Source organism: Actinomadura sp. NAK00032 (assembly GCF_013364275.1).
Lineage (GTDB): Bacteria > Actinomycetota > Actinomycetes > Streptosporangiales > Streptosporangiaceae > Spirillospora.
Genome location: NZ_CP054932.1, coordinates 4,472,098 through 4,495,580, shown reverse-complemented (window position 1 = coordinate 4,495,580; position 23,483 = coordinate 4,472,098). Strand labels below are relative to the sequence as shown.

The window sequence follows — 23,483 nt, the reverse complement described above, 5'->3', positions numbered from 1 at the left end:
ACCTCCGGGGGGTGGTCAGGTGACTGGTTCCTCCCCAGAGATCATGATCATTATCCCTTCGCGGCGGTGGCCGTTGCGCCGCGGCCGGGGGCGCTCTCGCGGTGGAGGCGGTCCAGCGCGGTGACGTAGTAGGTGTAGGCGCGGCCGGGCTCGGCGGTCGGGTCGATGATGCCGCCGCCGCGGACGGCGGCGATGAGGGTGCGGGGGTCGACGGGGGCGCAGCCGGGGCGGGTGCCCTCGACCCGGTAGACGGCGTAGGAGGCGGCGCCCTCGGCGGGCTGCCAGGTGACGCGGACGCCCTTGCCGCCGGGGGCGGCGGCGGTGCCGCGGACGGCCGGCGGCGCGGCCGCGGTGCCGGTGCCGCCGTCCGCGCCGGTCTTGCCGCCGCTGCCGCCGGCCGAGGTGCCGGCCGGGGCGGGGGGCGGGATGGCGGGGCGGGCGTAGTGGTCGTCGCGGAGCCGGGCGGCGAACCCGCGGCGGTTGGCGGCGATGTCGGAGGCGCTGAAGAACACGTCGCCGCGGACCTGCGGGTACTTGGCGTTCAGGGTGAGGTGGCGCGACAGTTCGGCGGGGTTCTTCCAGGCGCTGTCGGCGCCGACGCGGTAGGCGGCCTGCCCGATGGTCAGCTGCACGCCGGTGCCCTTGACCTGCGCGGCCCACCAGGCGACGAGGTCGGCGTAGTCGGCGCGGGGGTCGCCGATCGGCCAGTACAGCTGCGGGGTGATGTAGTCGATCCACCCCTTCTTGATCCATTTGCGGGTGTCGGCGTAGATGTCGTCGTAGCTCTGCAGGGCGCGGGTGGGGGATCCGGCGGGGTCGCTGCTCTTGTTGCGCCAGACGCCGAAGGGGCTGATGCCGAACCGCACCCAGGGCTTGGCGTCGTGGATCTTGCGGGACAGGGACTCCACGAGGGTGTCGACGTTGCGGCGGCGCCAGTCGGCGCGCTTCTGGCCCTTGCCGTAGGCCTTGTAGGAGGCGTCGTCGGGGAAGTCGCCGCCCTCGGGGTAGGGGTAGAAGTAGTCGTCGAAGTGGACGGCGTCGATGTCGTACTTGGTGACGACGTCCATGACGGCCTTGGCGGCCAGGTCGCGGACCTGCGGCAGGCCGGGGTCGTACCACAGCCCGGTCCCGTACTTGCGGACCCAGTCGGGGTGCTGCCGGGCGGGGCTCTTGGGGTGCAGCTTGCCGACGTCGTCCTGCCGCGACACCCGGTAGGGGTTGAACCAGGCGTGGAACTCCAGGTTGCGGGCGTGGGCCTCCTTGAGCATGAACGCCAGGACGTCGTAGCCGGGGTCCTTGCCCTGGGTGCCGGTGATCCACTGCGACCACGGCTCGTAGGGGGAGTCGTAGAAGGCGTCGGAGTTCGGGCGGATCTGGACGAACACCGCGTTCATGTTCATCGCGGCGGCGGTGTCGAGGAGCTCGGTGAACTGCTTCTTCTGCGCGGCGGCGGAGCCGCCGGCGTCCTTGGGCCAGTCGATGCCGCCGACGGTGGCGATCCACATGCCGCGCAGCTGCCGGTGCGCGGAGTCGCCGGGCGCGGCGACGCGGGGGCACTCGGCCGCCGCGCCGGGCGGGGGGACCGCGCCGCGCCCGCCGCCCTCGCGGTCGCCGAAGGCGGGGATGCCGCAGGCGGCGAGCGTGAGCGCCGACACCCCCGCGGCCGTCGCCGCCGCCACTGCCCGGATCTTGGTTCGCCATGCCATAGCGGCCCATTGTTACGCACCCGTTGCGATGCTCGGGCCGGAACCACGATGTCCGTGTCCTACCCCACCGTCCCGTTTCACCCGCCCTTCACCTTGCGATCTTCGAACACCCGTTCCATACTGGCCGGACGCGCTGATCGTTCACGTGTTCGAATACGGCTCGGAGGGGGCGGAGTGCGCTGGGACCATCTGCGGCTGGACGACGCCACCGCCGCCGGAGCCCCGCGGCAGCAGCCGCTGATCGAGCGGCGGGCCGTCGCGCGGACGATCGACACCCCGGGCTTTCGCGGCATGACCTTCTACGAGGTCCGGGCCCGCACCGTCATCAACAAGGTCCCGGAGGCCTCCCGCGTCCCGTTCCGCTGGACGGTCAACCCCTACCGGGGCTGCTCCCATGCCTGCCTTTACTGTTTCGCCCGCAAATCTCACGAGTATCTCGACATGGACGCGGGTGCGGACTTCGACTCGCGGATCGTGGTGAAGGTCAACGCCGCCGAACGCGTCCGCGCCGAGCTGGCCGCGCCGCGGTGGCGGGGCGAGCCCATCGCGATGGGCACCAACGTCGACTGCTACCAGCGCGCGGAGGGCCGCTACCGGCTCATGCCGGGCATCCTGGCCGCCCTCTCCGACGCCGCCAACCCCTTCTCGATCCTGACCAAGGGCACGCTCATCCTGCGCGACCTGCCGCTGCTGCAGGAGGCCGCCGCCCGCACCCGGGTCGGCACGGCGGTGTCGGTCGGCACGGTCGACCCCGACCTGTGGCGGCTGACCGAGCCGGGCACCCCGCCGCCGCGGCGCCGCCTGGAGGCCTGCGCGGCGCTCAACGACGCCGGGATCGACTGCTCGGTCCTGATGGGCCCGGTGCTGCCCTACCTGTCGGACTCCCCCGCCCAGCTGGCGGCCGCGGTCCGGCAGATCGCCGACGCGGGCGCCACCTCGGTGTCGGCGATCACGCTGCACCTGCGGCCCGGCGCCCGCGATTGGTTCCTGGGGTGGCTGCGCGAGCACCGGCCCGACCTGGTCGCCCCCTACGCGCGCCTGTACCGCGGCGGCGCCTACGCCCCCCGCGACTACCAGGAGGCGATCGCCCGCCGCGTCCGCGGCCTGGCCGCCGAGTACGGCATCGGCCGCCGCGCCGGGCACCGTCCCGCCTCCGCCGCGCCGCCCCGGCGCCCGCAGCAGCTCACCCTCCTGTGACCCGCCCCGCGCCGCCGGGCGGGGCGGTCACCCGGCGGGGCCGGAGAGGTACAGGAAGGCCTCGACGGCGGTGCGGGCCAGGTCGTCGAGCGCGGTGTCGCCGATCGGGCGGGTGCCCATCCGGGTGCGGGCCTCCAGCGGGCCGGTGAGCAGGGCGAGGAACTGCTCGGCGGCCAGGTCGGGGTCGGTGACGCGGAGCCGGCCGGCGAGGGCGAGGCGGGCGAACCGGTCGGCGAGCGCCTGGGTGAGGCGGTGCGGGCCGCTCTCGGTGACGATCTCCAGGATGTCGGGGACGTGGGTGATCTCCGAGTAGAGCAGGCGCCGCAGCGCGCAGGCGCGGTCGTCGGTGTGCAGCCGCAGGAGCCGCTGCGCGACGTCCCGGAGGGTGGCGGGCAGGTCGCCGCCGGGGTCTTTGAGCGGGTCGAGGGCGGCGAGCCGCTCGTCCAGGGCGGTCTGCGCCGCGGCCTGCATCGCGTGCCGGAACAGGGTCGCCTTGTCGTTGAGGTGGTTGTAGACGGTGGGCTTGGCCACGCCGGCCTCGGCGGCCACCTCCTTGACGCACGCCTGGGCGTAGCCGCGGCGGGCGAACACGGTGAAGGCGCCCTCGAGGATCGCCTGCCGCCGGTCGCCGCCTCCGCGTGTCGTCGCCATGACCCTGATTGTACCCGCGGGTTCAACTCAATGGACTCCAGGGTTGAACATGGACTCATGAGACCATTAACTTGAACCCATGAGTTCAACAGATGTGGATGACCGGCTGGACGCGGGGCTTGAGCAGCAACCAAACGGCCAGTCACGTTAAGGAGCCCGGCGGGCTCGTCTCGTCATGACTGGCCGTTTCGATGCGGGTGGCTGGGGGCCGGGGTCAGTCGATGAGGCCGGGCTGGTCGGTGGGGTTGCCCTCGGCGGGCTTGAGGGTCTTGTGGACGACGCCGACGGAGACCTTCACCCCGGCGGCGATGGTGCGGATGGATTCCCCGCGCCGGCGGCGGGCCAGGATCGCGGCGCGTTTGTCGTCGTCGACGACGGGCCGGCGGCCGCCGACCTTGCCTTGCTTGCGGGCGGTCTCCAGGCCGTTCTTGGTCTTGCGGACGATGTCGCGGCGGCGGTCCTCGGCCAGGGCGAGGGCCAGGTCGAGGATGAAGGAGCGTTCGGTGTGCTCGCCGGCGGCGATGCCCTCCAGTACCTTGACGCCGATGCCGCGCTGGAACAGGTCGTTGAGGACGATCAGGCCTTCCAGGAGGTTACGGCCGAGGCGGTCGACCTCTTGGACGGTCAGCAGGTCGCCGTCGCGGATGTAGGACAGCGCGTTCAACAGGTCGGGCCGGTCGTCGGTGGCGAGCTTGCCGCTGATCTTCTCCTCGAAGACCTTCCAGCAGATGGGATCGAGGGCGTCGTGCTGCCGCTGGGTGTTCTGCTTGTCAGTGCTGACCCGGACCAGGCCGATGAGCGCCATCGAAGAGCGCCCTCCGTTCATCAAACGTGCCGTGAGAGGTAGCTGAACGCTAGCGGAAAATGAACGGCCAGATGAAGGGTTTGGCGGGGTACGGCGGCGTGTTCCGACGGGTTTCCGTTCGCGTTCGTCAGACGTTCGTTAGATGAACGCGATTCCTCCGGATTTTGTGCGCTGCTGGCGGAGTACGGCTGGTCGGATCGGCCTCGCGGCCTGAGACGTGGTGAGTTCGGACCCACGCCCCCGGCGGGGCGTATGTCAGACGGTGACGTCGGCTTCGTGATCCGGCACCGCCATGGCCCAGGCCCCCATGGCCTCCAGGACGTCGCGCAGCCCCTCGCCGAGAGGGGTGAGTTCGTATTCGACGCGGGGCGGGATCTCCGCGTAGGTGGTGCGGGTGACGATGCCGTGCCGCTCGAACTGGCGCAGCCTGCTGGTCAGGGTGTGGGGGCTGATGCCGGGCAGCGCCTCACGCAGTTCGGTGAAGCGGTGGGGGCCGTGCAGCAGTTCGCGCACGATCAGGGTGGCCCACGGGCCGTTGAGGAGGGTGAGGAATCGGGCGACACCGCACTCGGGCAGACCGGGATCAATCACATTTTGGATTTTACCCCATTAGTGCAGTTGATGTAACCGGTGCATCGTATGCACTAATGGCGTCATGACCTACGTGATTCATGGCGCCACCGGCGCCCAGGGTGCCCCCGTCGTCGCCGCTCTCGCTGCCGCGGGCAAGCCCGTGACCGCTGTGACCCGCAACCCGGACGCCGTCGTGGACGGCGCGCGCGTGGTGGCCGCCGGATACTCCTCCACGGAGGAACTGACCAAGGCATACCGCGGCGCCGACGGGGTGTTCGTCCACCTGCCGGTGGTCTCCGAAGAAGACCGCCAGACCTACGCGCGCAACATCGTCGCCGCTGTCCGCGAGGCTGGCCCGGCCCGCGTGGTGTTCTCCACTAGCGGTTACCCGACCGACCACGACACCGGCGGCGCGGCCGCAATGCTGGTCAGCGGCCTGGCGGACCTCGGGGTGTCGTACGCGGTGATCGAGCCTACGTTGTACCTGGAGAACCTGCTCATGCCTTACGTCATCGACGCGGTCCGCGAGCGGGGTGTGCTGCCCTACGCGATCCACGCGGACTTCGCCGTCTCCTGGGCGTCGCACCTGGACATCGCCGACGCCGTCGTCGCCCTGCTCGACCGCCCGGACATCACCGGCGTGGTCTCCGTCGGGCAGTACCCGGCGATCACCGGACCGGACCTAGCCGAGGCGTTCGGCGCCCACTTCGGCAAGAACGTGGTCTTCGAGCAGATCACCCCCGAGCAGATGCGCAGCTCCATCGCACCCCTGATCGGCGAGGGCCCCGCCGCCGACGTGGCCGGGGCCTACGCGGCCATGAGCACGCTCCCGGACCGCTCGATCGCGCCCGAGAACTCCGCCCAGAAGCTGCTCGGCGTCACCCCCCGCACCACCGGGCAGTGGCTAACCGACATCGGACTCTGACAACAACCACCGTCGGCCTCGGCCGAGTCAGGCAGGACTTGGCAGAGCGCCGTACTCCAAGGGCGGCCTGCCAAGTGTTCGAGAACCGGCCCTTGACCAACAACCGAACGGGCCAACGGCGATAGCGAGCCGGTTCGGGCGGAGTTACCGCCGTCCACCGTTCGGATGCGGGTGGCCCATCTCTCGATCAGGACTGAGGGGGGATCCTCGGGTCGGGCAGCAGGTCGGCCAGTGCGCGCGTGCCAGACCGGCGATCGAGGCGCCCTCGTCACGGAACGCCGCCCGCACGTCCTCAAGCTGGTCTCCGGCGAGTGCGGGTGGCCGGCCGCGGTAGCGGCCCTCGGTTCGGCCGCGGCGATCCCTTCACTGGTCAGATCTCGTCGTCGTCCTCGGCGCCATCTGGGTCGCGCAGGTCGCGGATGGCGCCGGGGGCCAGATCGGGCAGGGCGAAGGTGTAGGTGCCGTGGACGCCGAGGTGGGAGTGGACGAACGGCGAGAGCCGGGCCATGTCCTCGTCCCGGACGGGGTAGCCCTGGGCTTTGAGCTGGCGGACGGCGGCGTCGAGGTAGACGGTCGTCCAGAGGGTGGCGCAGTTGAGGACCAGGCCGAGCGCGCCGAGCTGGTTTTCAAGTCCGCGTTCGTACCGGTGGTAGAGCTCACCCTTCTTGCCGTGGCAGATCTTGCGGGCGAGGGAGTGCCGGTTTTCCTGGAGGTTGCGGATGTCCTTGATGTCGCGGCGGTAGGTCTCGTCGACGTCGATGAACTGGAGGATGTGCAGGGTCTTGAAGATCCGGCCGTAGGAGGCGATGGCCTCGCCGAGGGCGGTGGGGTGGCCATCGCGCTGGAGCATGGTGACGACGTCGTAGGCCCGCACGGTCCCGGTGTAGATCGAGGAGACGACCCGAAGGATGTCCTCCCAGTTCCGGCGTATCTTGCGTAGGTCGATCTTGCCTCGGGCGAAGGTGTTCAAGGGCCCGTAGTCGGCGGAGGCGTTGATCCGCCAGCCCTTCTGGTCGGGCAGGTCCGCCAGGGCGGGCCGGTAGGAGATCCCCAGCAGTTCCAGCAGCCCAAAGACCAGGTCACTGTAAGACCCGGTATCCGAAACGACGATCTCGGGGAGATCGCCGCCGTCCAGGCCGAAGATGACGTCGACCATGTGCAGGGAGTCCCGGATCGTTCCCGACACGACTTTCGCGCCGCGACCCATGCCGCGGTCGTTCATGGCGTTCAGCCAGGTCATACCGCGTCTCGATCCGAAGAACTTCCTGTTGGGACGGGCGAACGCGGCCGGGACCGGAACGACGAACCGCATCCCGTCGACCGCGGCGACCAGCCCACCGCCCCACGCTTGTGCCAGCGGCAGATTCGCCTGCATCTCCACCAGCGGCACGTTCGCCAAGCTCAACGTCTCGGGCCGGAAGTAGTTCTGGTAGACGTGCGACAGCCGCGATCGTTCCAGGGCCTCCACGCCCTTCTTCGCGATCGGCCGGTACCCGACGTTCAGCGAGTGGGCCGTTAGGCAGGCGGCGATCGAGATCGGCAGGTCCTTCAGCCGCGACCGGCCGCCGGACACCGCAGTGAACGCCTCGGCGAGTTCCGGCACCCACGACATGACCTCGAGAATCACTTCGGGCAGCTCCACGCGCGGGAGCATCGCCGTGGTGCGGGCCCGCAGGTCGACCAGGGACGGCGGTTCCTCGATCGCTTTGACCCCGGTCAGGTGGATCTTCCCTGCGCCGTCGACCCGGACGTCGGGGTTGGCGACCAGCCGTCCACCGACCTCCATGAGAGCGGCGTCCAGGGTGGCCGAATGCTCGGCCAGCAGCGCATCAGGGTCCGCGGGGAGGCTGAGCGCGGTCAGCGCGTCGGGCCGGACCGCCTCCCACGGCGGGCCTTCCAGCAGCTCGGCTTGGGGGTTGCGCCACTTGGTGGAGGCCTCGGCGTAGATCTCCCGGCGCTTCAAAGCGCGCCAGAATCGCTCCAGCACGCAGAAGGCGTAGGCGTGCCGGTTCACCGAGCCGTCGTCGCGGACCGGGTGCCCGAACACCAGGCGCTTCCACGGGCCGTTCACCACCCCGACCTCGACCAGGCGCCCGGGGATCAGCGGGGCGGGCAGGCGGCTGCGGTAGGCCAGCACGTCCGGCAGCGCCTTCATCGCCTCCAGCACCGGCGCACCCTCGACGTTCGCACCGAACTCGATCACCTCGGCCAGCACCTTCAAGAACCCCGACACGGTGGCGTAGCGCCCGACCAGCTCACTGCGCCAGTCGTCGGGATCGGCGGCGTCCGCCGGCGGCACGCTGTCGTTCACCAGCACCAAAGCGGCGCGCGGTTCGGCGCGGGAGATGACCGCCTCGATCGCCTCCCACACCTCCGCCACGCGGGGCTCGGAATCCGGACCGCCGCCCCACCCGTCGGACTCGAACAGCGCCTCCACAGCGACCGCCAACCGGGCCGCGGACTTCGCCAGCTTCGGGTGCTTGCGGACCGTCTCCTTGTTGGAGGCGTTCTGTGCCTTGTTCACCAACTCGGTCGCCATCAACAGATCCAGCAGCTCCAGGGAGTCATCGACCGACTTGCCCTCCAGGAACCGGACCGTGGCCAGCAGCGTCGCCAGCCGCCGGCCGTCGCCATGGCGCCGCAGCGCCGAAGCGTCCGCGCGCATCCCGTACTTGGCCAGCTCACCCAGCCGGCGCTGCGGCACCAGCGCCTCGGCGCCCAGCTCGGCCAGCTCCAGGCCGCCGATCTCCGACACCTGGTCCAAGGCCTTGACGATCGTCGGGCCGGACGCCCGCGGCGCGACGCCCTTGCGCCACCGCTCCAGATCCGACACCCGCGCCCCGGGCGGCACCTCCAGCAGCTGGTCCAGGACGTACCGCTGACCGACCGTCAGCAACCCCTCCAGCACGCCCCACAACCGCTGCGTCGTGTCGTCCCGGACGCTCGCGACCAGCCGGGCCAGGGTCGTCACGCCCGGCAGCAGCACCTTGCGCTCCCGCAGCCACCCCACCCCGTCAGTGAAGATCGCCTTCGGGCCGTCCCCGGACGTCCACGACCGGGCCGCCACCCACGCCACGAACTCCGGCTCGACCGAGCCGAAGTCCTTCCACTGGTAGACCTGCCGGATCTCCTGCTGGTGATCGAACGGCGTCGTCCGCCGCTCGGTGTACCGCTTCACCTGCGACGGGTCCTTAACCCCCAGCTGCTCAGCGACGAAGTCCAGCACCACCGTGGGCACGTCCAGCGGATCTTCCAGGAACGTCCCCAGCCACCGCACCGTCACCAGCTGGAGCGCGAACCCGAGCTTCATGTGCTCGCCGCGCCGCCGCCCCACCAGCGCCCGGTCCTCGTCATCGAGGAAGAACACCCGCTCCAGATCAGCCTGCGACGGCGGCCCCACGAACCGCCCGTACGCGGCCGCCTCATCATCAGTCAGAAAGTCCACCACCGGCATACGCCGCAAGGTAGGACCGACCAACCAGTAGCTCACCCACAGCGACCGAACCGTTACAACATCCCTGTCCCTCGAAGCCCCGCCCGCATCGAAACGGCCAGTCACGGCAAGACGAGCCCGCCGGGCTCCTTAACGTGACTGGCCGTTTGGTTGCTGCTCAAGCCCCGACGCCCGGCTGCCGGCCACGATCGGGGTGGTCCTGCTCGGCGGGCTGCTGGGCATCCTGAACAGCTCGATGGCCGCGGTGGCGACCGACACCCTGGCCGCCGAGCTCGGCGCCTCGCTCAGCACGGTCGGCTGGGCCTCGACCGGATTCCTGCTCGCGGTCACCGCGACGATCCCGTTCACCACGTGGGCGGTCGACCGGTTCGGCGGCCGGCGGCTGTGGCTGGCGGGCCTGGCGGTGTTCGCGGCCGGCGCCCTGGCCGCGGGCCTGGCCTGGGACATCGGCAGCCTGATCGCCTTCCGCGCGCTGCAGGGCGTCGGCGCCGGGCTCCTGGACCCGCTGGTGCTGATCCTGCTGGCCCGTGCCGCCGGCCCCGCGCGGGCCGGGCGCGTGATGGGCCTGATGGGGGTGGTGCTCTCGCTCGGCCCGGTACTCGGCCCGATCGCCGGCGGCGCCGTCCTCGACGGCCTGTCCTGGCGCTGGATGTTCCTGCTCAGCGTGCCCGTCGGCCTGGCCGCCCTCGCGCTGGCGGTGCGCGTCCTGCCCGCCGACCCCCCGGCCGGCGGACCGCGCCCGCGGCTGGACGTGCTCGGCCTGGCGCTGCTCGCCCCCGGGTTCGCCTCCATCGTCCTGGCACTGTCGCAGGCGGCCGAGCAGTCGGCCTTCGCCGCCTGGCAGGCACTGCTCCCGCTGGCGGCCGGCGCGGCACTGCTGGCCTGCTACACCGCGCACGCGCGCCGGGCCGCGGGCGTCCCGCCGCTGATCGACCTGCGGCTGTTCACCAGCCGCGGCTTCACCGCGAGCGTGACGATCATGGGACTGGGCGGGCTGGCGAACTTCGCCGCGCTGTTCGTCCTGCCGCTGTACTACCGGCAGGCGCACGGGCACGGCGTGCTGGCCGCCGCGCTGCTGATGGCGCCGGTGGGGCTGGGCGGCGCGGTCTCGATGCCGCTGGCCGGACGGCTCTCGGACCGGCTCGGCGCCCGCGGCCTGGCCGCCGGCGGCGCGGCGCTGGCCCTGGCCTGCGCGCTGGCCTTCACCCGCGTCGGCGCCGGCACGGCCGAGGCGTGGCCGGCCCTGACCGCGCTCGCGCTCGGCGTGGGGATGGGGTTGTTCAGCGCCCCCACGATGGGGTCGCTGTACCGCAGCCTGCCCGGCCCGATGGTCGCCCAGGGCAGTTCGGTGCTCTACATGCTCAACCAGCTCGGCGCGGCGCTCGGTGTCGCCGTGGTCACCCTCATCCTGCAGACCTCCGCCGACCCGGTCACCGGCGTGCACGGCGTCTTCTGGCTCACCGCCGGGGTGCTCGCGGTGATCCTGGCCGCCGTCGCGCGGCTGCCCGGCCGCCCGCCATGTCCGAAGGGACGACCCGGTGAACCACCCCGCACGCGCCTCCGCCAAGACGATCGTGATCACCGGCGGCACCGACGGGATGGGCCGCGCGCTCGCCCGCACCCGCCTGGACCGCGGCGACACCGTCATCGTCGTCGGCCGCGACGCCGCCAAGGCCGCCGCCCTCCCCGGCGCCGAGTTCATCGCGGCGGACCTGAGCCTGGTCGGCGAGAACCTCCGGGTCCTGGAGCGGATCAACACCCGGCACCCGGCCGTGGACGCCCTGGTGCTGTGCGCCCGCTACTTCCGCTCGGACCGGTTCGTCACCGCCGAGGGCGTCGAGGGCACCTTCGCGCTGGAGTACCTGAGCCGGTTCCTGCTCAGCCACGGCCTCGGCGAGCCCGGCGTCATCGTCAACGTGTCCGGGCCCGGCGTGCCGATGGGCCGCCTCCACTGGGACGACCTCATGCTCGAACACGGCTACGACGGCGTCGCCGCGCAGATGCAGGCCGGCCGGGCCAACGACCTGCTCGGCGTCGCCTACGCCGCCCGCCACGCCGGCACGCGCACCCGGTACGTGCTCATCAACCCCGGCCCGGTCGCGACGAGCTTCGCCGGCCAGTACGACGCGGCCACCGCCGCCCACGTCGCCGCCCTCAAACGCAGCGGCCGCCCCGTCCGGGACGGCGTCAAGCCGATCGCCGCCCGGATCGACGCCCCGCCCGCCGCCTCGACGACCTCACCCGCCGCCTGCTGCACCGACTGGAGAACTGACCCCGTGACCTCCCGATGGACGGCCGCGTTCCGCCGCCCCCGTCAGCCCCCACGAACCGATGACCCTCATCCACCCGCCGCGCGGCTTCCACGACCAGACCCTCCGCCAGGTCGTCCGCCTCAGCGGCGCGGGAACCCGGCTGCGGATCCGGCTCGGCAACCTCTACGGCAAGGAACCGCTCGCCATCGCCCGCATCCGGGTGGCGGCACACCGCACCGCGGCGGCGATCGTGCCCGGCACCGACACCGCGGTCACCTTCGGCGGCGCGCACCAGGTGACGATCCCGCCCTGCGGGGAAGCGATCAGCGACCCGGTCGACCTCGCCACGACACCCGGCACCGACCTGGTCATCAGCAGCTACCACACCGCCACCGGACCGGCCGACTACCACCCGTTCGCCCTGCAGACCGGCTACCTCAGCCCGGGCGAGGCCGTCTCCCGCCCCGACCTGCCCGAGCCCGAGCCGGTGGAGTCCCGCTTCCTGCTCACCGGCATCGATGTCCTCGGCCCGGCCGGCCGGCCGGTGGTGGCCGCCTTCGGCGACTCCCTCACCGACGGGGTCGGTACCACGCCCGGCGCCCACCGCCCCAGGGGTGACCCACGTCGTCGTCCAACTCGGCCTCAACGACATCGGCCTGCCCGGCATGCTGGACCAGCCCCCGCTCCCGGCCGCCGACATCATCGCCGGGCTGTCCGCACTCGCCGCCCGCGCCCGCCGACACGGGATCAGGCCGGTCATCGCGACCGTCACCCCGTTCGCCGGCGCCGCCGCGGCCGGCCCCGGGTTCGACACCCCCGAAGCCCAGAGCACACGCCGGCGCCTCAACCAGTGGATCCGCACCAACGACGCCTACGACGCGGTCGCCGACCTCGACCGGGCACTCCGCGATCCCACCGCACCCGCCGCCCTGCACCCCGGCTATGACAGCGGCGACCACATCCACCCCAACGACGCCGGAGCCCAAGCCATCGCCGACACGGTCGCCGACGCGCTCCCGGCCTGACCACCGACCCGGCCGGCGCCGCCATCGCACAGGTGTTCCTCAGCCCAGGGGTGTGAGCGGGCCACGGCGGACACGACGCGGGAGCAGCCGTCCAGCGCGCCGGCGGGCGGCTGCTCCCGCCGCCGCGGGTCAGGGCGGCGGGTCGGTCCGCAGGACGCTGTACAGCACCTCGTCGCGGTACCGGCCGCCCAGGAACGAATAGCCGCGCATCACGCCCTCCCGCGTGAACCCCGCCTTCTCCAGGGCGCGCTGCTCGGCGATGTTGGCGGCATCGGTCTCGGCCTGGATCCGGTGGACGGGGGTGTGCGCGAACAGGTACTCCACCAGCAGCCGCTGCGCGCGCGTCCCCGCGCCGCTCCCCCGCGCCTGCGGCATCAGCGAGATCCCGATGCTCCAGCACCACGTCCGAAATGCCGCCACGCGCCGGTACGACACCAGCCCGACCGGCCCGCCGCCGCGCACCACCAGCAGGTTGCCGTTCTCCTCGCCCAGCATGCCGTCGGACTCCCAGCGGCGCCGGAACCGCCGCGGATCCGACCACCCCTCCCACAGGAACGGCCCCGCCAGCTCCGGATCGGTCCGCAGCCGCTCCACGAACGCCAGGTCGCCCTCGGCCACCGGCCGCAACACGAGATCGTCCACGACCGCCACGCTAGGACGGCCACCGGGCCGCCGCCACCCGGTCTCCCCCTACCGCAGCGTGGACAGGCCCCCGTCGACGTGGACGACCTGCCCGGTCACATAGGACGCCCGGTCCGACAGCAGGAACACCGCCACCTCCGCGACCTCCCACGCCGTCCCCTGCCGGTGCATCGGGATCAGCCGCGCGACCCGGTCCCGGTCGGCGTTCCCGGCCGCGGCGTCCCGGCCCATCACCGTGTCGATCAGGCCCGGCGCCACCACGTTCGCGCGGACCCCGCGCGGCGCGCCCTCGGCGGCGATGTGCCGCACCAGCCCCGTCAGCCCCGCCTTGGACGCGTCATAGGACGGCGACCGCGACCCCGGCTTGGTCCCCGCCAGCGACCCGATGAACACCAGCGACCCGCCCGCCTCCAGCGCCGGCATCGCGGCCTTGCCCACCAGGAACGGCGCCCGCAGGTTCACGTGCAGGACCCGGTCCCAGTCGGCCAGCGCCGTGCCCGCCAGCCCGTACCCGGTCCCGATCCCGGCGTTGAACACCACCCCGTCCAGCCCGCCGAGCCCCTCGGCCGCCTGCGTGACCACCCGGTCGCACGAGGCGGGATCGGTGACGTCGGCGACCACCGTGCACGCCGTCCCGCCCCCGGCCGCGATCATCGCCGCGGTCTCCCCCGCGGCGCCCTCGTCGACGTCCGCGCACGCCACCGCCGCGCCCTCGCGGGCAGCGGCCACCGCGATCGCGCGGCCGTTGCCGACCGGCGCGGCGGGATCGGCGCTGGGCCGCGTCCCCGCGCCGACGACCAGGATCCGGCGCCCCGGCAGCAGGCCGCCGGGCGAAGCAGGCTCGGGCATGCCCGGCACCGTAGCCCACACCGCCCCGTCCCGCCCACCCCCGGCCCCGGCCCCGCCTGGCCGCACCCGGCCGGGGGCGGGGCGGCTAGGGTGCGGGCATGGAAACCGCCGCGTCCGCACAGCCGGTGGTGGTCGAGCGCGCCGCCGGGGCCGGCGGCGAACTGGTCCTGCGCCGCGCCGGCGACCACTACGAGATCATCAGCAACGGCGTGTTCCTCATGGACACCCGCAACGGCGAGTCCGAGCGGCTCCTGGTCCGCACCGCCGTGGACGGCCTCGACGCGCCCGTGCGGCTGCTCATCGGCGGGCTCGGCGTCGGGTTCTCCCTCGCCGAGGCCCTCACCCTGCCCGCCGTCGCGCACGTCACCGTCGTCGAACGCGAACCCGCCGTCATCGCCTGGCACGGCACCGCGCTGCGGCCCTGGTCCGGCGGCGCGCTCACCGACCCCCGCGTCACCGTCCGCGAGGCCGACCTCCTCGACGTCGTCGCCGACCCCGCCGCCGGCCGCTTCGACGCCCTGTGCCTGGACATCGACAACGGCCCCGACTGGACCGTCACCCCCGGCAACGCCCGCCTCTACGCCCCCACCGGCCTGGACCTGCTCGCCCGCATGCTCACCCCGCGCGGCGTCCTGGCGGTGTGGAGCGCCGGCGTCGCACCCGCGTTCGAGGCGCAGCTGCGCCGGCGGTTCGCCCGCGTGCAGGCCAGAGCGGTGCCGGTGCCGCGCGGCGAACCCGACGTCGTGTACCTGGCGGCACACCCGACAAAACCGGACCGCCCGTTTCTGTAGCCCGCGCTGTTCGCCCCGGAAAGACCATTCGCTAGGTTTCGGCCTGACAAAACCTTTTTGGGAGGATCTGTGGCTACTGCCCACGCAGCCCAGCGGCGCCCCGCCGTCCTGGGCGACCTGCTGCCCGGTGCCCTGGCCCGCGACACCGCCCTCGTCCTCGGCGCCGCCGTCATCACCGGCATCGCCGCGCAGATCGCGGTACCGCTGCCCGGCACCCCCGTCCCCGTCACCGGGCAGACCTTCGCGGTGCTCCTCGCCGGCGCCGCCCTCGGCCCCGGCCGCGCCGCCCTCGGCATGCTCGTCTACCTGCTCGCCGGCCTCGCCGGCGTCCCCTGGTTCACCGACGGCGCCTCCGGAGCCGGATTCGCCAGCTTCGGCTACATCCTCGGCTTCATCGTCGCCGGCGCCGCCGTCGGACACCTCGCCCGCCGCGGCGGCGACCGCACCCCGCTGCGCACCGTCGCGACCATGCTCGCCGGAACCGCCATCATGTACGCCGCCGGCGTCCCCTACCTGATGGCCTACCTGCACGTCGACCTCGCCACGGCACTCGACCTCGGCGTCACGCCCTTCCTGGCCGGCGACGCGCTGAAGGTCCTGCTGGCCGCCGGGCTCCTGCCCGCCGCCTGGAAGCTCACCGGCGCCGCCCGCCGCTGACCCGCCGCTGACCCGCCCCCCACGCGGGCTCCGCACGCGGGCCGCCGCGTTCGTCCCGTCCCCGCACGCATGGGGACGGGACGAACGGGCACCCAACCCCCAGACCCCGCGCCCGGCCGGTGTGGCGCACATCATCACCCACCCCCGCCCCCACCGTTTGAACAGGTTCAAATCTGTCGTACAGTGGCCACGTGAAGCTCGCCGTGACAGCACCGGACCGACTCACCGTCCGCACCGTCCCGATCCCCGACCCGGGCGACCTCATCGCGCGGCTTCCGCACCCCTCCGCGCTCGCCTGGATACGCCACGGCCAGGGCATCGTCGGCTGGGGCGAAGCCGCCCGCCTCACCCTCCCCGGCGGCGGCGACCGCTTCACCACCGCCGCCCGCCACCTCCACGACCTCTTCGACGCCGCCGACATCGACGACCCCGTCGCCCTCCCCGGCACCGGCCCCGTCGCCTTCGGCTCCTTCGGCTTCGACCCCAAATCCGGCGACTCCACCCTCACCATCCCCCGCCGCGTCCTCGGCCGCCGCGACGGCCGAGCCTGGCTCACCACCATCGGCGACACCGCCGACCCCCTCACCCTCGCCAACCCGCCCCAACCCCCCACCGGCCTCACCTGGAACCAAGGCGCCCTCCCCGAACACCACTGGAAGGACGCCGTCGCCGCCGCCGTCGACCGCATCCGCGCCGGCCACCTCGGCAAAGTCGTCCTCGCCCGCGACATCACCGCCCGCGCCGCCGCCCCCATCGACGCCCGCGTCCTCCTCCAGCGCCTCGCCGACCGCTTCCCCGCCTGCTACACCTTCTCCTGCGCCGGCCTCGTCGGCGCCACCCCCGAACTCCTCATCCGCCGCACCGGCGACGACATCGAATCCCTCGTCCTCGCCGGCACCACCCCCCGCGGCGACACCCCCGCCGACGACCACGCCCGCGCCGACCGCCTCGCCGGCTCCGCCAAGGACCGCGAAGAACACCGCTACGCCGCCGACATGGTCCGCGACGCCCTCACCCCCCTCTGCTCCCACCTCACCGTCCCCCACCAGCCCGAACTCCTCACCCTCCCCAACGTCATGCACCTGGCCTCCCCCATCCGCGGACGCCTGGCCGCCGACCGCTCCGTCCTCGACGTCGTCGCCGCCCTCCACCCCACCCCCGCCGTCTGCGGCACCCCCACCGACACCGCCCTCGACCTCATCCGCGAACTCGAAGGCATGGACCGCGGCCGCTACGCCGGCCCCGTCGGCTGGGTCGACGCCCGCGGCGACGGCGAATGGGGCATCGCCCTGCGCTGCGCCGAGATCGACGGCACCCGCGCCCGCCTGTTCGCCGGCTGCGGCATCGTCGCCGACTCCGACCCCGCCGCCGAACTCGCCGAAGCACACGCCAAATTCCGCCCCATGCGCTACGCCCTCCACGGCTGACCCACCCCGCCGTCCCCCCACCCCCCCACACGCTGCGGCAACGACCCGCACCCAGCGACCACGCACCCCACCGCCACCGGTACGGTCATCAACGACCCCAGCACACGGAGACGGAGGACGAAGCACCGTGGACGTCGAACGGACCGCTTTGCCCGGCATCGGCCTGCAGCACATCATGACCACCGGCCGCGGCCGCCAACTCGGCGTCATCTCCCACCGCACCGGCCGCCGCGACCTGGTCATCTACGACAAAGAAGACCCCGACAGCTGCATCGCCACCGTCGCCCTCACCGCCGAGGAGGCCAACGCCATCGCCGAACTCCTCGGCACCGGCCGCATCGTCGAACACCTCGCCGAACTCCACCGCCAGGTCGAAGGACTCATCACCGAACAAGTCCCCATCCCCGCAGGCTCCCCCTACGACGGACGCCCCCTCGCCGACACCCGCGCCCGCACCCGCACCGGCGCCTCCATCGTCGCCGTCGTCCGCGACGGACAAGTCCACGCCAGCCCCCGCCCCGACTTCACCTTCACCGCCGGCGACACCGTCGTCGTCGTAGGCACCGGAGAAGGCACCAACGCCGTCGCCCAGATACTCGCCCACGGCTGACCGCGCATGCACTCAGCCGTACAGCTCATCGAACTCGGCGCCATCATCCTCGCCCTCGGACTCCTCGGCGCGGTCTCCGTCCGCTTCTCCATCTCCCCCATCCCCCTCTACCTCATCGCCGGCCTCGCCTTCGGCTCCGGCGGCATCCTCCCCCTCACCACCAGCGAGGACTTCGTCTCCATCGGCGCCGAAGTCGGCGTCATCCTGCTGCTGTTCACCCTCGGCCTCGAATACACCGCCGGCGAACTCGTCGGCACCCTGCGCACCTCCGCACCCACCGGCCTCGCCGACCTCGCCCTCAACGCCGCCCCCGGCGTCGCCGCCGCCCTCCTCCTCGGCTGGGGCCCCGTCGCCGCCGTCGCCATGGGCGGCATCACCTACGTCACCTCCTCCGGCATCACCGCCAAAGTCATCGGCGACCTCGGCTGGCTCGGCAACCGCGAAACCCCCGCCGTCCTGTCCGTCCTCGTCTTCGAGGACCTCGCCATGGCCGCCTACCTCCCCATCCTCACCACCCTCCTCGCCGGAGCCGGCCTCATCGGCGGCGCCACCGCCCTCGGCGTCGCCGCCGCCACCATCACCGTCATCCTCTACATCGCCCTCCGCCACGGCACCCTCGTCGAACGCTTCGTCGCCTCCCCCAGCGAAGAAGTCCTCCTCCTCAAAGTCCTCGGCCTCACCCTCCTGGTCGCCGGCATCGCCCAGCAACTCCAGGTCTCCGCCGCCGTCGGCGCCTTCCTCGTCGGCATCGCCCTGTCCGGCACCCTCGCCCACACCGCCCAGAAACTCCTCACCCCCCTCCGCGACCTCTTCGCCGCCGTCTTCTTCGTCTTCTTCGGCCTCCACACCGACCCCGGCGACCTGCCCCCCGTCCTCGGCATCGCCGCACTCCTCGCCGCCGCCGGCATCCTCACCAAGATGGGCACCGGCTGGATCGCCGCCCGCCGCGCCGGCATCGCCACCACCGGACGCCTGCGCGCCGGCGCCGCCCTCATCCCCCGCGGCGAGTTCAACATCGTCATCGCCGGCCTCGCCGTCAGCGCCGGAACCAACCCCCGCCTCGGCCCCCTCGCCGCCGCCTACGTCCTCATCCTCGCCGTCGCCGGCCCCATCATCGCCCGCGGCACCGAACCCGCCGCCGCGCTCCTGCGCACCCGCCGCGCACGCCGCCGCGCCCCCCAGACCGACGACGACGTCCCGATCATCCCCCGACCCAGCCCCACCGGCACCGGCGACACCGGCCCCACACCCACCATCACCTGACCCGCCCCCACCGGCCGCGGCCGTACCGGCCGGGCACGCGCGGATCGGCTACACCCGCGCCTCCACCCTCCGGCAATCCAGGGCATCGGGCATCGGCTTGAAGTTCCTCACCCTGGAGGGGCACGGGTCCGCCCGCGCGGCGTGGGCGGACCCGCCGCCACGGATCGCGCTCCATCTGTCCGGGCTGAGCACTTGCGACTCCTCCGGGCTGAACGTGTTCGTGCGCGGCTGGAAACGCGCCAACGCGCCCCAAATGAGCGGATGTAAGGGCTCGGCTGCTGTGACGCGGGTGGCGTACACCTGGCGGAGCCTGCGCGAACAAGCGGGGGTGGGTGACACGGAGGGGGCTACTTCTCCCGGGGCCCCGTAGCAAACAGCGAACATCCAACGGATATACGCCCGAGCTGCGGTTACTCAGGCTTCCAGGACGGTTGTCGATCTCCTCAACCACGGCTCGCCATGGTTCGTGTGTTCTGAGACGTCCGGGTTGGAGCACCGCTCCAGCCTGGTCCTGGCGACGGCCTCGGTGTCGAGCGGACTGCTGCCGGCCTCGGAGCCGACGACACTCATTCCCGAGAGGGAGGCGGGTGAACCCACCGGGGGAGGCGCGGGGAACGTCCGTGGCGTGAGGCTTGTGGCATGACGATCACGAGACGGGCACCGTCGGTGGCGCCCCTGTGGATCTCGGCCTACTTGGCGCTGCGCGTGTACTGGGCCGCGACCGGGACGCCCAGCGGGCTGTCCCCCGTGGAAAGCGACCTGGTGGCCTTCACCGGCTGGGGCGCGGCCGTGCTCTGCGCCGTCGCGGCCGCCGCCGGGTTCGTTCTGCTCCACACCGACCTGGACGGAACGCCGCGCCGGCTGCTGCTCGGCACAGCTTGGGCGGCGAGCCTCGCGCTGGTCGCCTCGTCGGCGCTGCTGCTGCTCGACGTGATCGGCGCGGTCTTCCCAGGGCTCGGGATCGAGTTCTATCCGCTGGGCGCGCTGAGCCGCGCGGCGTGCGCGGGCGGCGGAGTACTCCTCGGCTTGTTGACGCTGGCCTACCAGCGGCGGAAGGGCCGGCGCGCGCCGGTCGCCTACACGCGGACACCCCTGTGGGCTTATGCCGCCGCGTACGTCTCGGTGGCGGGATGCGTCGTCCGCATCGCCGCCCAGGCCGTGGTCGGGTTCGGCGAGTCACCCCTCGCCACGGGCTCGGCACTGCTGTTCGAGGCCGCGTTCCTACTGGCGGGGACGGTGCTGCCGCTGTCGCTCGCGCACCGGTGGGGAAGGATCTGGCCGTTGTGGATCCCGGTCCTACGGGGACGACCGGTCCCCCGCAGGCTCGTGCTCTGGCCCGCCGTGGGCGTCGCGGCGGGGATCAACGTCTACTTCGGGCTGATGCTGCTCCAGATGTTCTGGGAGAGGCTCCACGGCCGCAACCCCTTCCCACCCGACGGCGACATGGCCCTGCCGGAGACGTTCTTCTGGGTCGCCGTCCCCGCCTACTGGGTGTGGGGGGCGGGACTGGCGGCCGCCGCCCTCGCCTACGCGCGCCGCACCCAGACGGCCCCGCCGGAGGGCAGCGGCGAGGGCGACCCGGCGGGGCCCGGCCGTTCCACCAGGGTGAACAGCGCCGACCCCTGCGAGCGGTAGTGCTGTCCAGCAGCGGGACGCAGTTGTTGCCGTGATGCGCCGACACCGCCTCGTGCCCGGCCACCCCCCACCCCGGCCGGGCCGCACCGCGCCTCACACGGCGGACGGCTGGCACCCCGGACACCAGAACAGGTTCCGCCCCGCCAGCACCGCCGCAGCCACCGCCGTCCCGCACACCAGGCACGGCAACCCCGCACGCCGGTACACGTACACCTCACCACCATGATCGTCCACCCGCGGCGGACGCCCCATCGCCTCCGGCGTGTGCTCCGGACGCACCGTATCGATCCGCCCCACCCGCACCCCCTCCGCCATCAGCACCACCAGATCCGCCCAGATCCCCGCCCACTGCGACGCCGACAACCGCCGCCCCGGCAACCGCGGATCGACCCCCTGCCGGAACAGCACCTCCGCCCGGTAGATGTTCCCCGGCCCCGCCACCACCGACTGATCCATCAGCAGCACCCCGATCGGCGTCCGCGCCCGACCGACCCGCCGCCACGCCACCTCCGGATCGGCGTCCGCCCGCAGCGGATCCGGCCCCAACCGGTCCCGCAGCAACTTCACCTCACCCGGCTCCAGCACCTCGCACCGGTTCGGACCCCGCAGATCCGCGAAATGCGCCCCGCCCTCCAACCGCAACCGCACCAGCCCCACCGGCGCCGGCGCCGGCAACTCCCCGAACCCGAACTTCCCGTAGATCCCCAGATGGACGTGCAACGTCAACTCATCGTCGAACCCCAGCAGCAGATGCTTGCCATGCGCGTCCGCCCCCGCCAGCACCCGCCCGTCCAACCGGCCCGCCCCCTCGGCGAACCGCCCCTGCGGACTCGACGCGGAAACGGCACGGCCGCCGAACATCCGCTGATGCTCGGCGGCCAGGCGATGAATCGTGTGTCCCTCGGGCATGGCCCGGAGCCTATCCCCGCCCCTCCCGCAACGGCTCACCGATCTCCCGCATGTGACCGAGAGCCTCCCGGTACGACGCCACCAGACCCGTCTCGGTGTACGGCAGGCCCACCGCCGCGCAGTGCTCCATCACCAGCGGCCGCACCCGCCGCAGGCTGCACCGCGGGATCCCCGGGAACAGGTGGTGCTCGATCTGGTAGTTCAGCCCGCCCATCAGCCAGTCGGTCACCGCGCCGCCCCGCACGTTCCGCGACGTCAGCACCTGACGCCGCAGATGCCCCCACCGCTCACCCGGCCCCGGCATCGCCATCCCCTTGTGGTTCGGCGCGAACACCGCCCCCAGATGCACGCCGAACAGCGCGTGCTGCACCGCCATCAGCACCACCGCCTGCGCCGGCGGCAGCAGCGCGAACGCCAGCGACAGGTACCCCACCGCGTGCGCCAGCAGCAGACCGCCCTCCACCAGCCGGTCCCGCCGCGACCGGCCCCGCAGGAACATCAGGCTCCCCACCTTCAGGTTCACACCCTCCAGCGTCAGCAGCGGGAAGAACAGCGCCGCCTGGTGCCGCGCCACCCACCGCAGCACACCGCGCTGCCCCTCGGCCTGCTCCTGCGTCCACGCCAGCACCCCCTCACCGACGTCCGGGTCCTTGCCCACATGGTTGGGATTCGCGTGATGCCGGTTGTGCTTGTCGTTCCACCACCCGTGCCCCATCCCCAGCAGCAGGTTCCCCAGCAGCAGCCCCAGCCACCGGTTCCCCCGCGCCGACCGCGCGATCTGCCGGTGCCCCGAGTCATGCCCCAGGAACGCCGTCCGCGCCGCCACCACCGCGAGCGGAACACCGAGCAGGACCGTCCACCACGAGTCCCCCGCCCACGCCACCGCCGCCCACAGCGCCGCCGTCGCCGCCAGGTTCAGCCCGATCGCCCGCGCGTAGTAGCCGCGGCGGCGCTCCAGCAGCCCGCTCTCACGCACCCGCCGCGCCAGCGGGGCGAAGTCGCTGCCGGCCCGCCTGTCCGCCGTCGCGGGGGCGGCGGCCGGGGCGGGGGGAGCGTGCAGGGTCGCGGGCATGGAACCTCCAGGACGAGCAGCGGAAACCGACTCCACGCAAGCTACGGAGCGTGACACCGGGCCGTCGCCCCGCTGGAGAGCCATCCCTCCCCTGGCTCGCAGGTCCCGGTCGCCCCCGCCGCGCCTCGCTCCCCGGGGCGATCACCTCCCGCATCCACCGCAACCCGACCCTGCGCAAAAGCGGGGACACCCCACCCATATAGGGTCACAAGTCATGGACGATGGCACACGGTGGATCGAACTCGACGGTGCGGTCAACGCCCGAGACCTCGGCGGCCTCCCCACGGCGGACGGCCGCACCACCCGGCGGGGACGCGTGCTCCGCTCCGACAACCTCCAGGACCTCTCGGTCGCCGACGTCCGCCTCCTCCTCGACGACTACGCCCTCAAGAACGTCATCGACCTGCGCGGCGACGCCGAGGTGCGGCTCGAAGGACCCGGCCCCCTCACCCGGATTCCGACGGTGACCGTCCACCAGCTGTCGCTGTTCCCCGAAGGCGGCCGCCACACCGACGTCGCCGCCGACGTGGACGTGGACAAGGCGCTTCCCTGGCAGGACCGCTCGACCGGCCACTACCTCGGCTACCTCACCGACCGCGGCGACTCCATCGTCGCCGCCCTGCGCGTCATGACCCGCACCGACGGCTCAGCGCTGGTGCACTGCGCCGCCGGCAAGGACCGCACCGGCGTCGTCTGCGCCCTCGCCCTCGACACGGTCGGCGTCACCCGCGAGGCCATCGTCGCCGACTACGCCCAGACCGGCGAACGCCTGGAGGCCGTCCTGCGCCGGCTGCGCGGCAGCGACACCTACGCCGCCGACCTCGACTCCCGCCCCGCCGACACCCACCGCCCCCACGCCGCCATCATGGAGAAACTCCTCACCCGCGTCGACGAGGAGTACGGCGGAACACTCGGCTGGCTCGGCGGGCACGGCTGGACGCCCGAGGACACCGACGCCCTCCGCGACCGCCTCCTCTCCCCCTGAGCCCGGCTTCCCCTTCGGAGAAGGTTGTCTTTTGAGTTGGGGGTTGCATGCAACC

General features: G+C 72.8%; 20 protein-coding genes and 2 pseudogenes. 12 read left to right on the top strand and 10 right to left on the bottom strand.

Translation table 11 applies throughout. From position 1 onward, the window contains the following. Positions 1-50: 50 nt before the first annotated feature. Complete coding sequence (locus tag HUT06_RS20855; protein WP_176197272.1) at positions 51-1,706, bottom strand: glycoside hydrolase family 10 protein; 1,656 nt, start codon at positions 1,704-1,706, stop codon at positions 51-53. Between the two features lie 174 nt (positions 1,707-1,880). Here HUT06_RS20855 and HUT06_RS20850 point away from each other — a divergent pair, with 174 nt between their 5' ends. Then, positions 1,881-2,903: an Rv2578c family radical SAM protein gene (locus HUT06_RS20850; protein ID WP_176197271.1), complete on the top strand. Its 1,023-nt coding sequence runs from the start codon at positions 1,881-1,883 to the stop codon at positions 2,901-2,903. A gap of 27 nt (positions 2,904-2,930) precedes the next feature. Here HUT06_RS20850 and HUT06_RS20845 read toward each other — a convergent pair whose 3' ends face one another. From HUT06_RS20845 to HUT06_RS20835, 3 genes are all read right to left on the bottom strand, one after another. Continuing rightward, the gene (locus HUT06_RS20845) at positions 2,931-3,554 is read right to left on the bottom strand and encodes a TetR/AcrR family transcriptional regulator (RefSeq protein ID WP_176197270.1); all 624 of its coding nucleotides are present in this window, start codon (positions 3,552-3,554) and stop codon (positions 2,931-2,933) included. Between the two features lie 214 nt (positions 3,555-3,768). Next, the gene (locus tag HUT06_RS20840) at positions 3,769-4,359 is read right to left on the bottom strand and encodes a recombinase family protein (protein ID WP_176197269.1); all 591 of its coding nucleotides are present in this window, start codon (positions 4,357-4,359) and stop codon (positions 3,769-3,771) included. A 255-nt stretch (positions 4,360-4,614) separates the two neighbouring features. After that, positions 4,615-4,950: a helix-turn-helix domain-containing protein gene (locus HUT06_RS20835; RefSeq protein WP_176197268.1), complete on the bottom strand. Its 336-nt coding sequence runs from the start codon at positions 4,948-4,950 to the stop codon at positions 4,615-4,617. A gap of 64 nt (positions 4,951-5,014) precedes the next feature. On the opposite strand from HUT06_RS20835, the gene HUT06_RS20830 reads away from it, so the two are divergent. Then, on the top strand, positions 5,015-5,857 hold the full coding sequence (locus HUT06_RS20830; protein ID WP_176197267.1) for an SDR family oxidoreductase: 843 nt from the start codon (positions 5,015-5,017) through the stop codon (positions 5,855-5,857). Between the two features lie 370 nt (positions 5,858-6,227). On the opposite strand, the gene HUT06_RS20825 is transcribed toward HUT06_RS20830, so the two are convergent. After that, positions 6,228-9,311, bottom strand: coding sequence for a Tn3 family transposase (locus HUT06_RS20825; RefSeq protein ID WP_176197266.1), 3,084 nt, complete (start codon positions 9,309-9,311; stop codon positions 6,228-6,230). Positions 9,312-9,504: 193 nt separating this feature from the next. Here HUT06_RS20825 and HUT06_RS20820 point away from each other — a divergent pair. Both HUT06_RS20820 and HUT06_RS44635 read left to right on the top strand, forming a co-directional pair. Continuing rightward, a pseudogene (locus tag HUT06_RS20820) lies at positions 9,505-10,716 on the top strand (DHA2 family efflux MFS transporter permease subunit); the annotation flags it as partial. A gap of 193 nt (positions 10,717-10,909) precedes the next feature. Further along, positions 10,910-11,173, top strand: a pseudogene (locus HUT06_RS44635) (oxidoreductase); the annotation flags it as partial. A 573-nt stretch (positions 11,174-11,746) separates the two neighbouring features. Here HUT06_RS44635 and HUT06_RS44630 read toward each other — a convergent pair. Beyond that, the gene (locus tag HUT06_RS44630) at positions 11,747-11,935 is read right to left on the bottom strand and encodes a hypothetical protein (protein ID WP_254715298.1); all 189 of its coding nucleotides are present in this window, start codon (positions 11,933-11,935) and stop codon (positions 11,747-11,749) included. A 242-nt stretch (positions 11,936-12,177) separates the two neighbouring features. Here HUT06_RS44630 and HUT06_RS20810 point away from each other — a divergent pair, with 242 nt between their 5' ends. Further along, positions 12,178-12,588, top strand: a complete 411-nt coding sequence (locus HUT06_RS20810; protein WP_176197265.1) for a GDSL-type esterase/lipase family protein — start codon at positions 12,178-12,180, stop codon at positions 12,586-12,588. A gap of 129 nt (positions 12,589-12,717) precedes the next feature. Here the strand turns inward: HUT06_RS20810 and HUT06_RS20805 are convergent, their stop codons facing one another. Together HUT06_RS20805 and HUT06_RS20800 are read right to left on the bottom strand one after the other, a co-directional pair. Next, positions 12,718-13,230, bottom strand: coding sequence for a GNAT family N-acetyltransferase (locus tag HUT06_RS20805; RefSeq protein ID WP_217711363.1), 513 nt, complete (start codon positions 13,228-13,230; stop codon positions 12,718-12,720). Between the two features lie 48 nt (positions 13,231-13,278). Continuing rightward, positions 13,279-14,079 carry an SDR family NAD(P)-dependent oxidoreductase gene (locus HUT06_RS20800; protein WP_176197264.1) on the bottom strand — a complete coding sequence of 267 codons (801 nt, stop codon included), beginning with the start codon at positions 14,077-14,079 and terminating at the stop codon, positions 13,279-13,281. Positions 14,080-14,177: 98 nt separating this feature from the next. On the opposite strand from HUT06_RS20800, the gene HUT06_RS20795 reads away from it, so the two are divergent. The 6 genes from HUT06_RS20795 (at position 14,178) to HUT06_RS20770 (ending at position 20,462) form a co-directional block, all read left to right on the top strand. Next, positions 14,178-14,870: a spermidine synthase gene (locus HUT06_RS20795; RefSeq protein ID WP_176197263.1), complete on the top strand. Its 693-nt coding sequence runs from the start codon at positions 14,178-14,180 to the stop codon at positions 14,868-14,870. 69 nt (positions 14,871-14,939) lie between these two features. Next, positions 14,940-15,527: a biotin transporter BioY gene (locus HUT06_RS20790; protein WP_176197262.1), complete on the top strand. Its 588-nt coding sequence runs from the start codon at positions 14,940-14,942 to the stop codon at positions 15,525-15,527. 191 nt (positions 15,528-15,718) lie between these two features. Beyond that, entirely contained in the window at positions 15,719-16,954 is a 1,236-nt protein-coding gene (locus HUT06_RS20785; RefSeq protein WP_176197261.1) for an isochorismate synthase MenF, read from the top strand. A 127-nt stretch (positions 16,955-17,081) separates the two neighbouring features. Further along, the gene (locus HUT06_RS20780) at positions 17,082-17,564 is read left to right on the top strand and encodes a cation:proton antiporter regulatory subunit (protein ID WP_176197260.1); all 483 of its coding nucleotides are present in this window, start codon (positions 17,082-17,084) and stop codon (positions 17,562-17,564) included. Between the two features lie 6 nt (positions 17,565-17,570). Continuing rightward, entirely contained in the window at positions 17,571-18,827 is a 1,257-nt protein-coding gene (locus HUT06_RS20775) for a cation:proton antiporter (protein ID WP_176197259.1), read from the top strand. A gap of 639 nt (positions 18,828-19,466) precedes the next feature. Continuing rightward, on the top strand, positions 19,467-20,462 hold the full coding sequence (locus tag HUT06_RS20770; protein WP_176197258.1) for a hypothetical protein: 996 nt from the start codon (positions 19,467-19,469) through the stop codon (positions 20,460-20,462). 93 nt (positions 20,463-20,555) lie between these two features. Here HUT06_RS20770 and HUT06_RS20765 read toward each other — a convergent pair whose 3' ends face one another. Then, positions 20,556-21,371 carry an Fpg/Nei family DNA glycosylase gene (locus HUT06_RS20765; protein ID WP_176197257.1) on the bottom strand — a complete coding sequence of 272 codons (816 nt, stop codon included), beginning with the start codon at positions 21,369-21,371 and terminating at the stop codon, positions 20,556-20,558. A 10-nt stretch (positions 21,372-21,381) separates the two neighbouring features. After that, entirely contained in the window at positions 21,382-22,443 is a 1,062-nt protein-coding gene (locus tag HUT06_RS20760; protein ID WP_176197256.1) for an acyl-CoA desaturase, read from the bottom strand. A gap of 214 nt (positions 22,444-22,657) precedes the next feature. On the opposite strand from HUT06_RS20760, the gene HUT06_RS20755 reads away from it, so the two are divergent. Continuing rightward, positions 22,658-23,428, top strand: a complete 771-nt coding sequence (locus HUT06_RS20755; protein ID WP_176197255.1) for a tyrosine-protein phosphatase — start codon at positions 22,658-22,660, stop codon at positions 23,426-23,428. Positions 23,429-23,483: the final 55 nt, after the last annotated feature.

Excerpts from the sequence above, each read along its gene's own strand:
- HUT06_RS20775 (WP_176197259.1), top strand. The coding sequence starts at position 17,571 with ATGCACTCAGCCGTACAGCTCATCGAACTCGGCGCCATCATCCTCGCC.
- HUT06_RS20855 (WP_176197272.1), bottom strand. The coding sequence starts at position 1,706 with ATGGCATGGCGAACCAAGATCCGGGCAGTGGCGGCGGCGACGGCCGCG.
- HUT06_RS20765 (WP_176197257.1), bottom strand. The coding sequence starts at position 21,371 with ATGCCCGAGGGACACACGATTCATCGCCTGGCCGCCGAGCATCAGCGG.
- HUT06_RS20795 (WP_176197263.1), top strand. The coding sequence starts at position 14,178 with ATGGAAACCGCCGCGTCCGCACAGCCGGTGGTGGTCGAGCGCGCCGCC.
- HUT06_RS20825 (WP_176197266.1), bottom strand. The coding sequence starts at position 9,311 with ATGCCGGTGGTGGACTTTCTGACTGATGATGAGGCGGCCGCGTACGGG.
- HUT06_RS20800 (WP_176197264.1), bottom strand. The coding sequence starts at position 14,079 with ATGCCCGAGCCTGCTTCGCCCGGCGGCCTGCTGCCGGGGCGCCGGATC.
- HUT06_RS20830 (WP_176197267.1), top strand. The coding sequence starts at position 5,015 with ATGACCTACGTGATTCATGGCGCCACCGGCGCCCAGGGTGCCCCCGTC.
- HUT06_RS20760 (WP_176197256.1), bottom strand. The coding sequence starts at position 22,443 with ATGCCCGCGACCCTGCACGCTCCCCCCGCCCCGGCCGCCGCCCCCGCG.
- HUT06_RS44630 (WP_254715298.1), bottom strand. The coding sequence starts at position 11,935 with ATGACCAGGTCGGTGCCGGGTGTCGTGGCGAGGTCGACCGGGTCGCTG.
- HUT06_RS20770 (WP_176197258.1), top strand. The coding sequence starts at position 19,467 with ATGACGATCACGAGACGGGCACCGTCGGTGGCGCCCCTGTGGATCTCG.
- HUT06_RS20755 (WP_176197255.1), top strand. The coding sequence starts at position 22,658 with ATGGACGATGGCACACGGTGGATCGAACTCGACGGTGCGGTCAACGCC.
- HUT06_RS20845 (WP_176197270.1), bottom strand. The coding sequence starts at position 3,554 with ATGGCGACGACACGCGGAGGCGGCGACCGGCGGCAGGCGATCCTCGAG.
- HUT06_RS20840 (WP_176197269.1), bottom strand. The coding sequence starts at position 4,359 with ATGGCGCTCATCGGCCTGGTCCGGGTCAGCACTGACAAGCAGAACACC.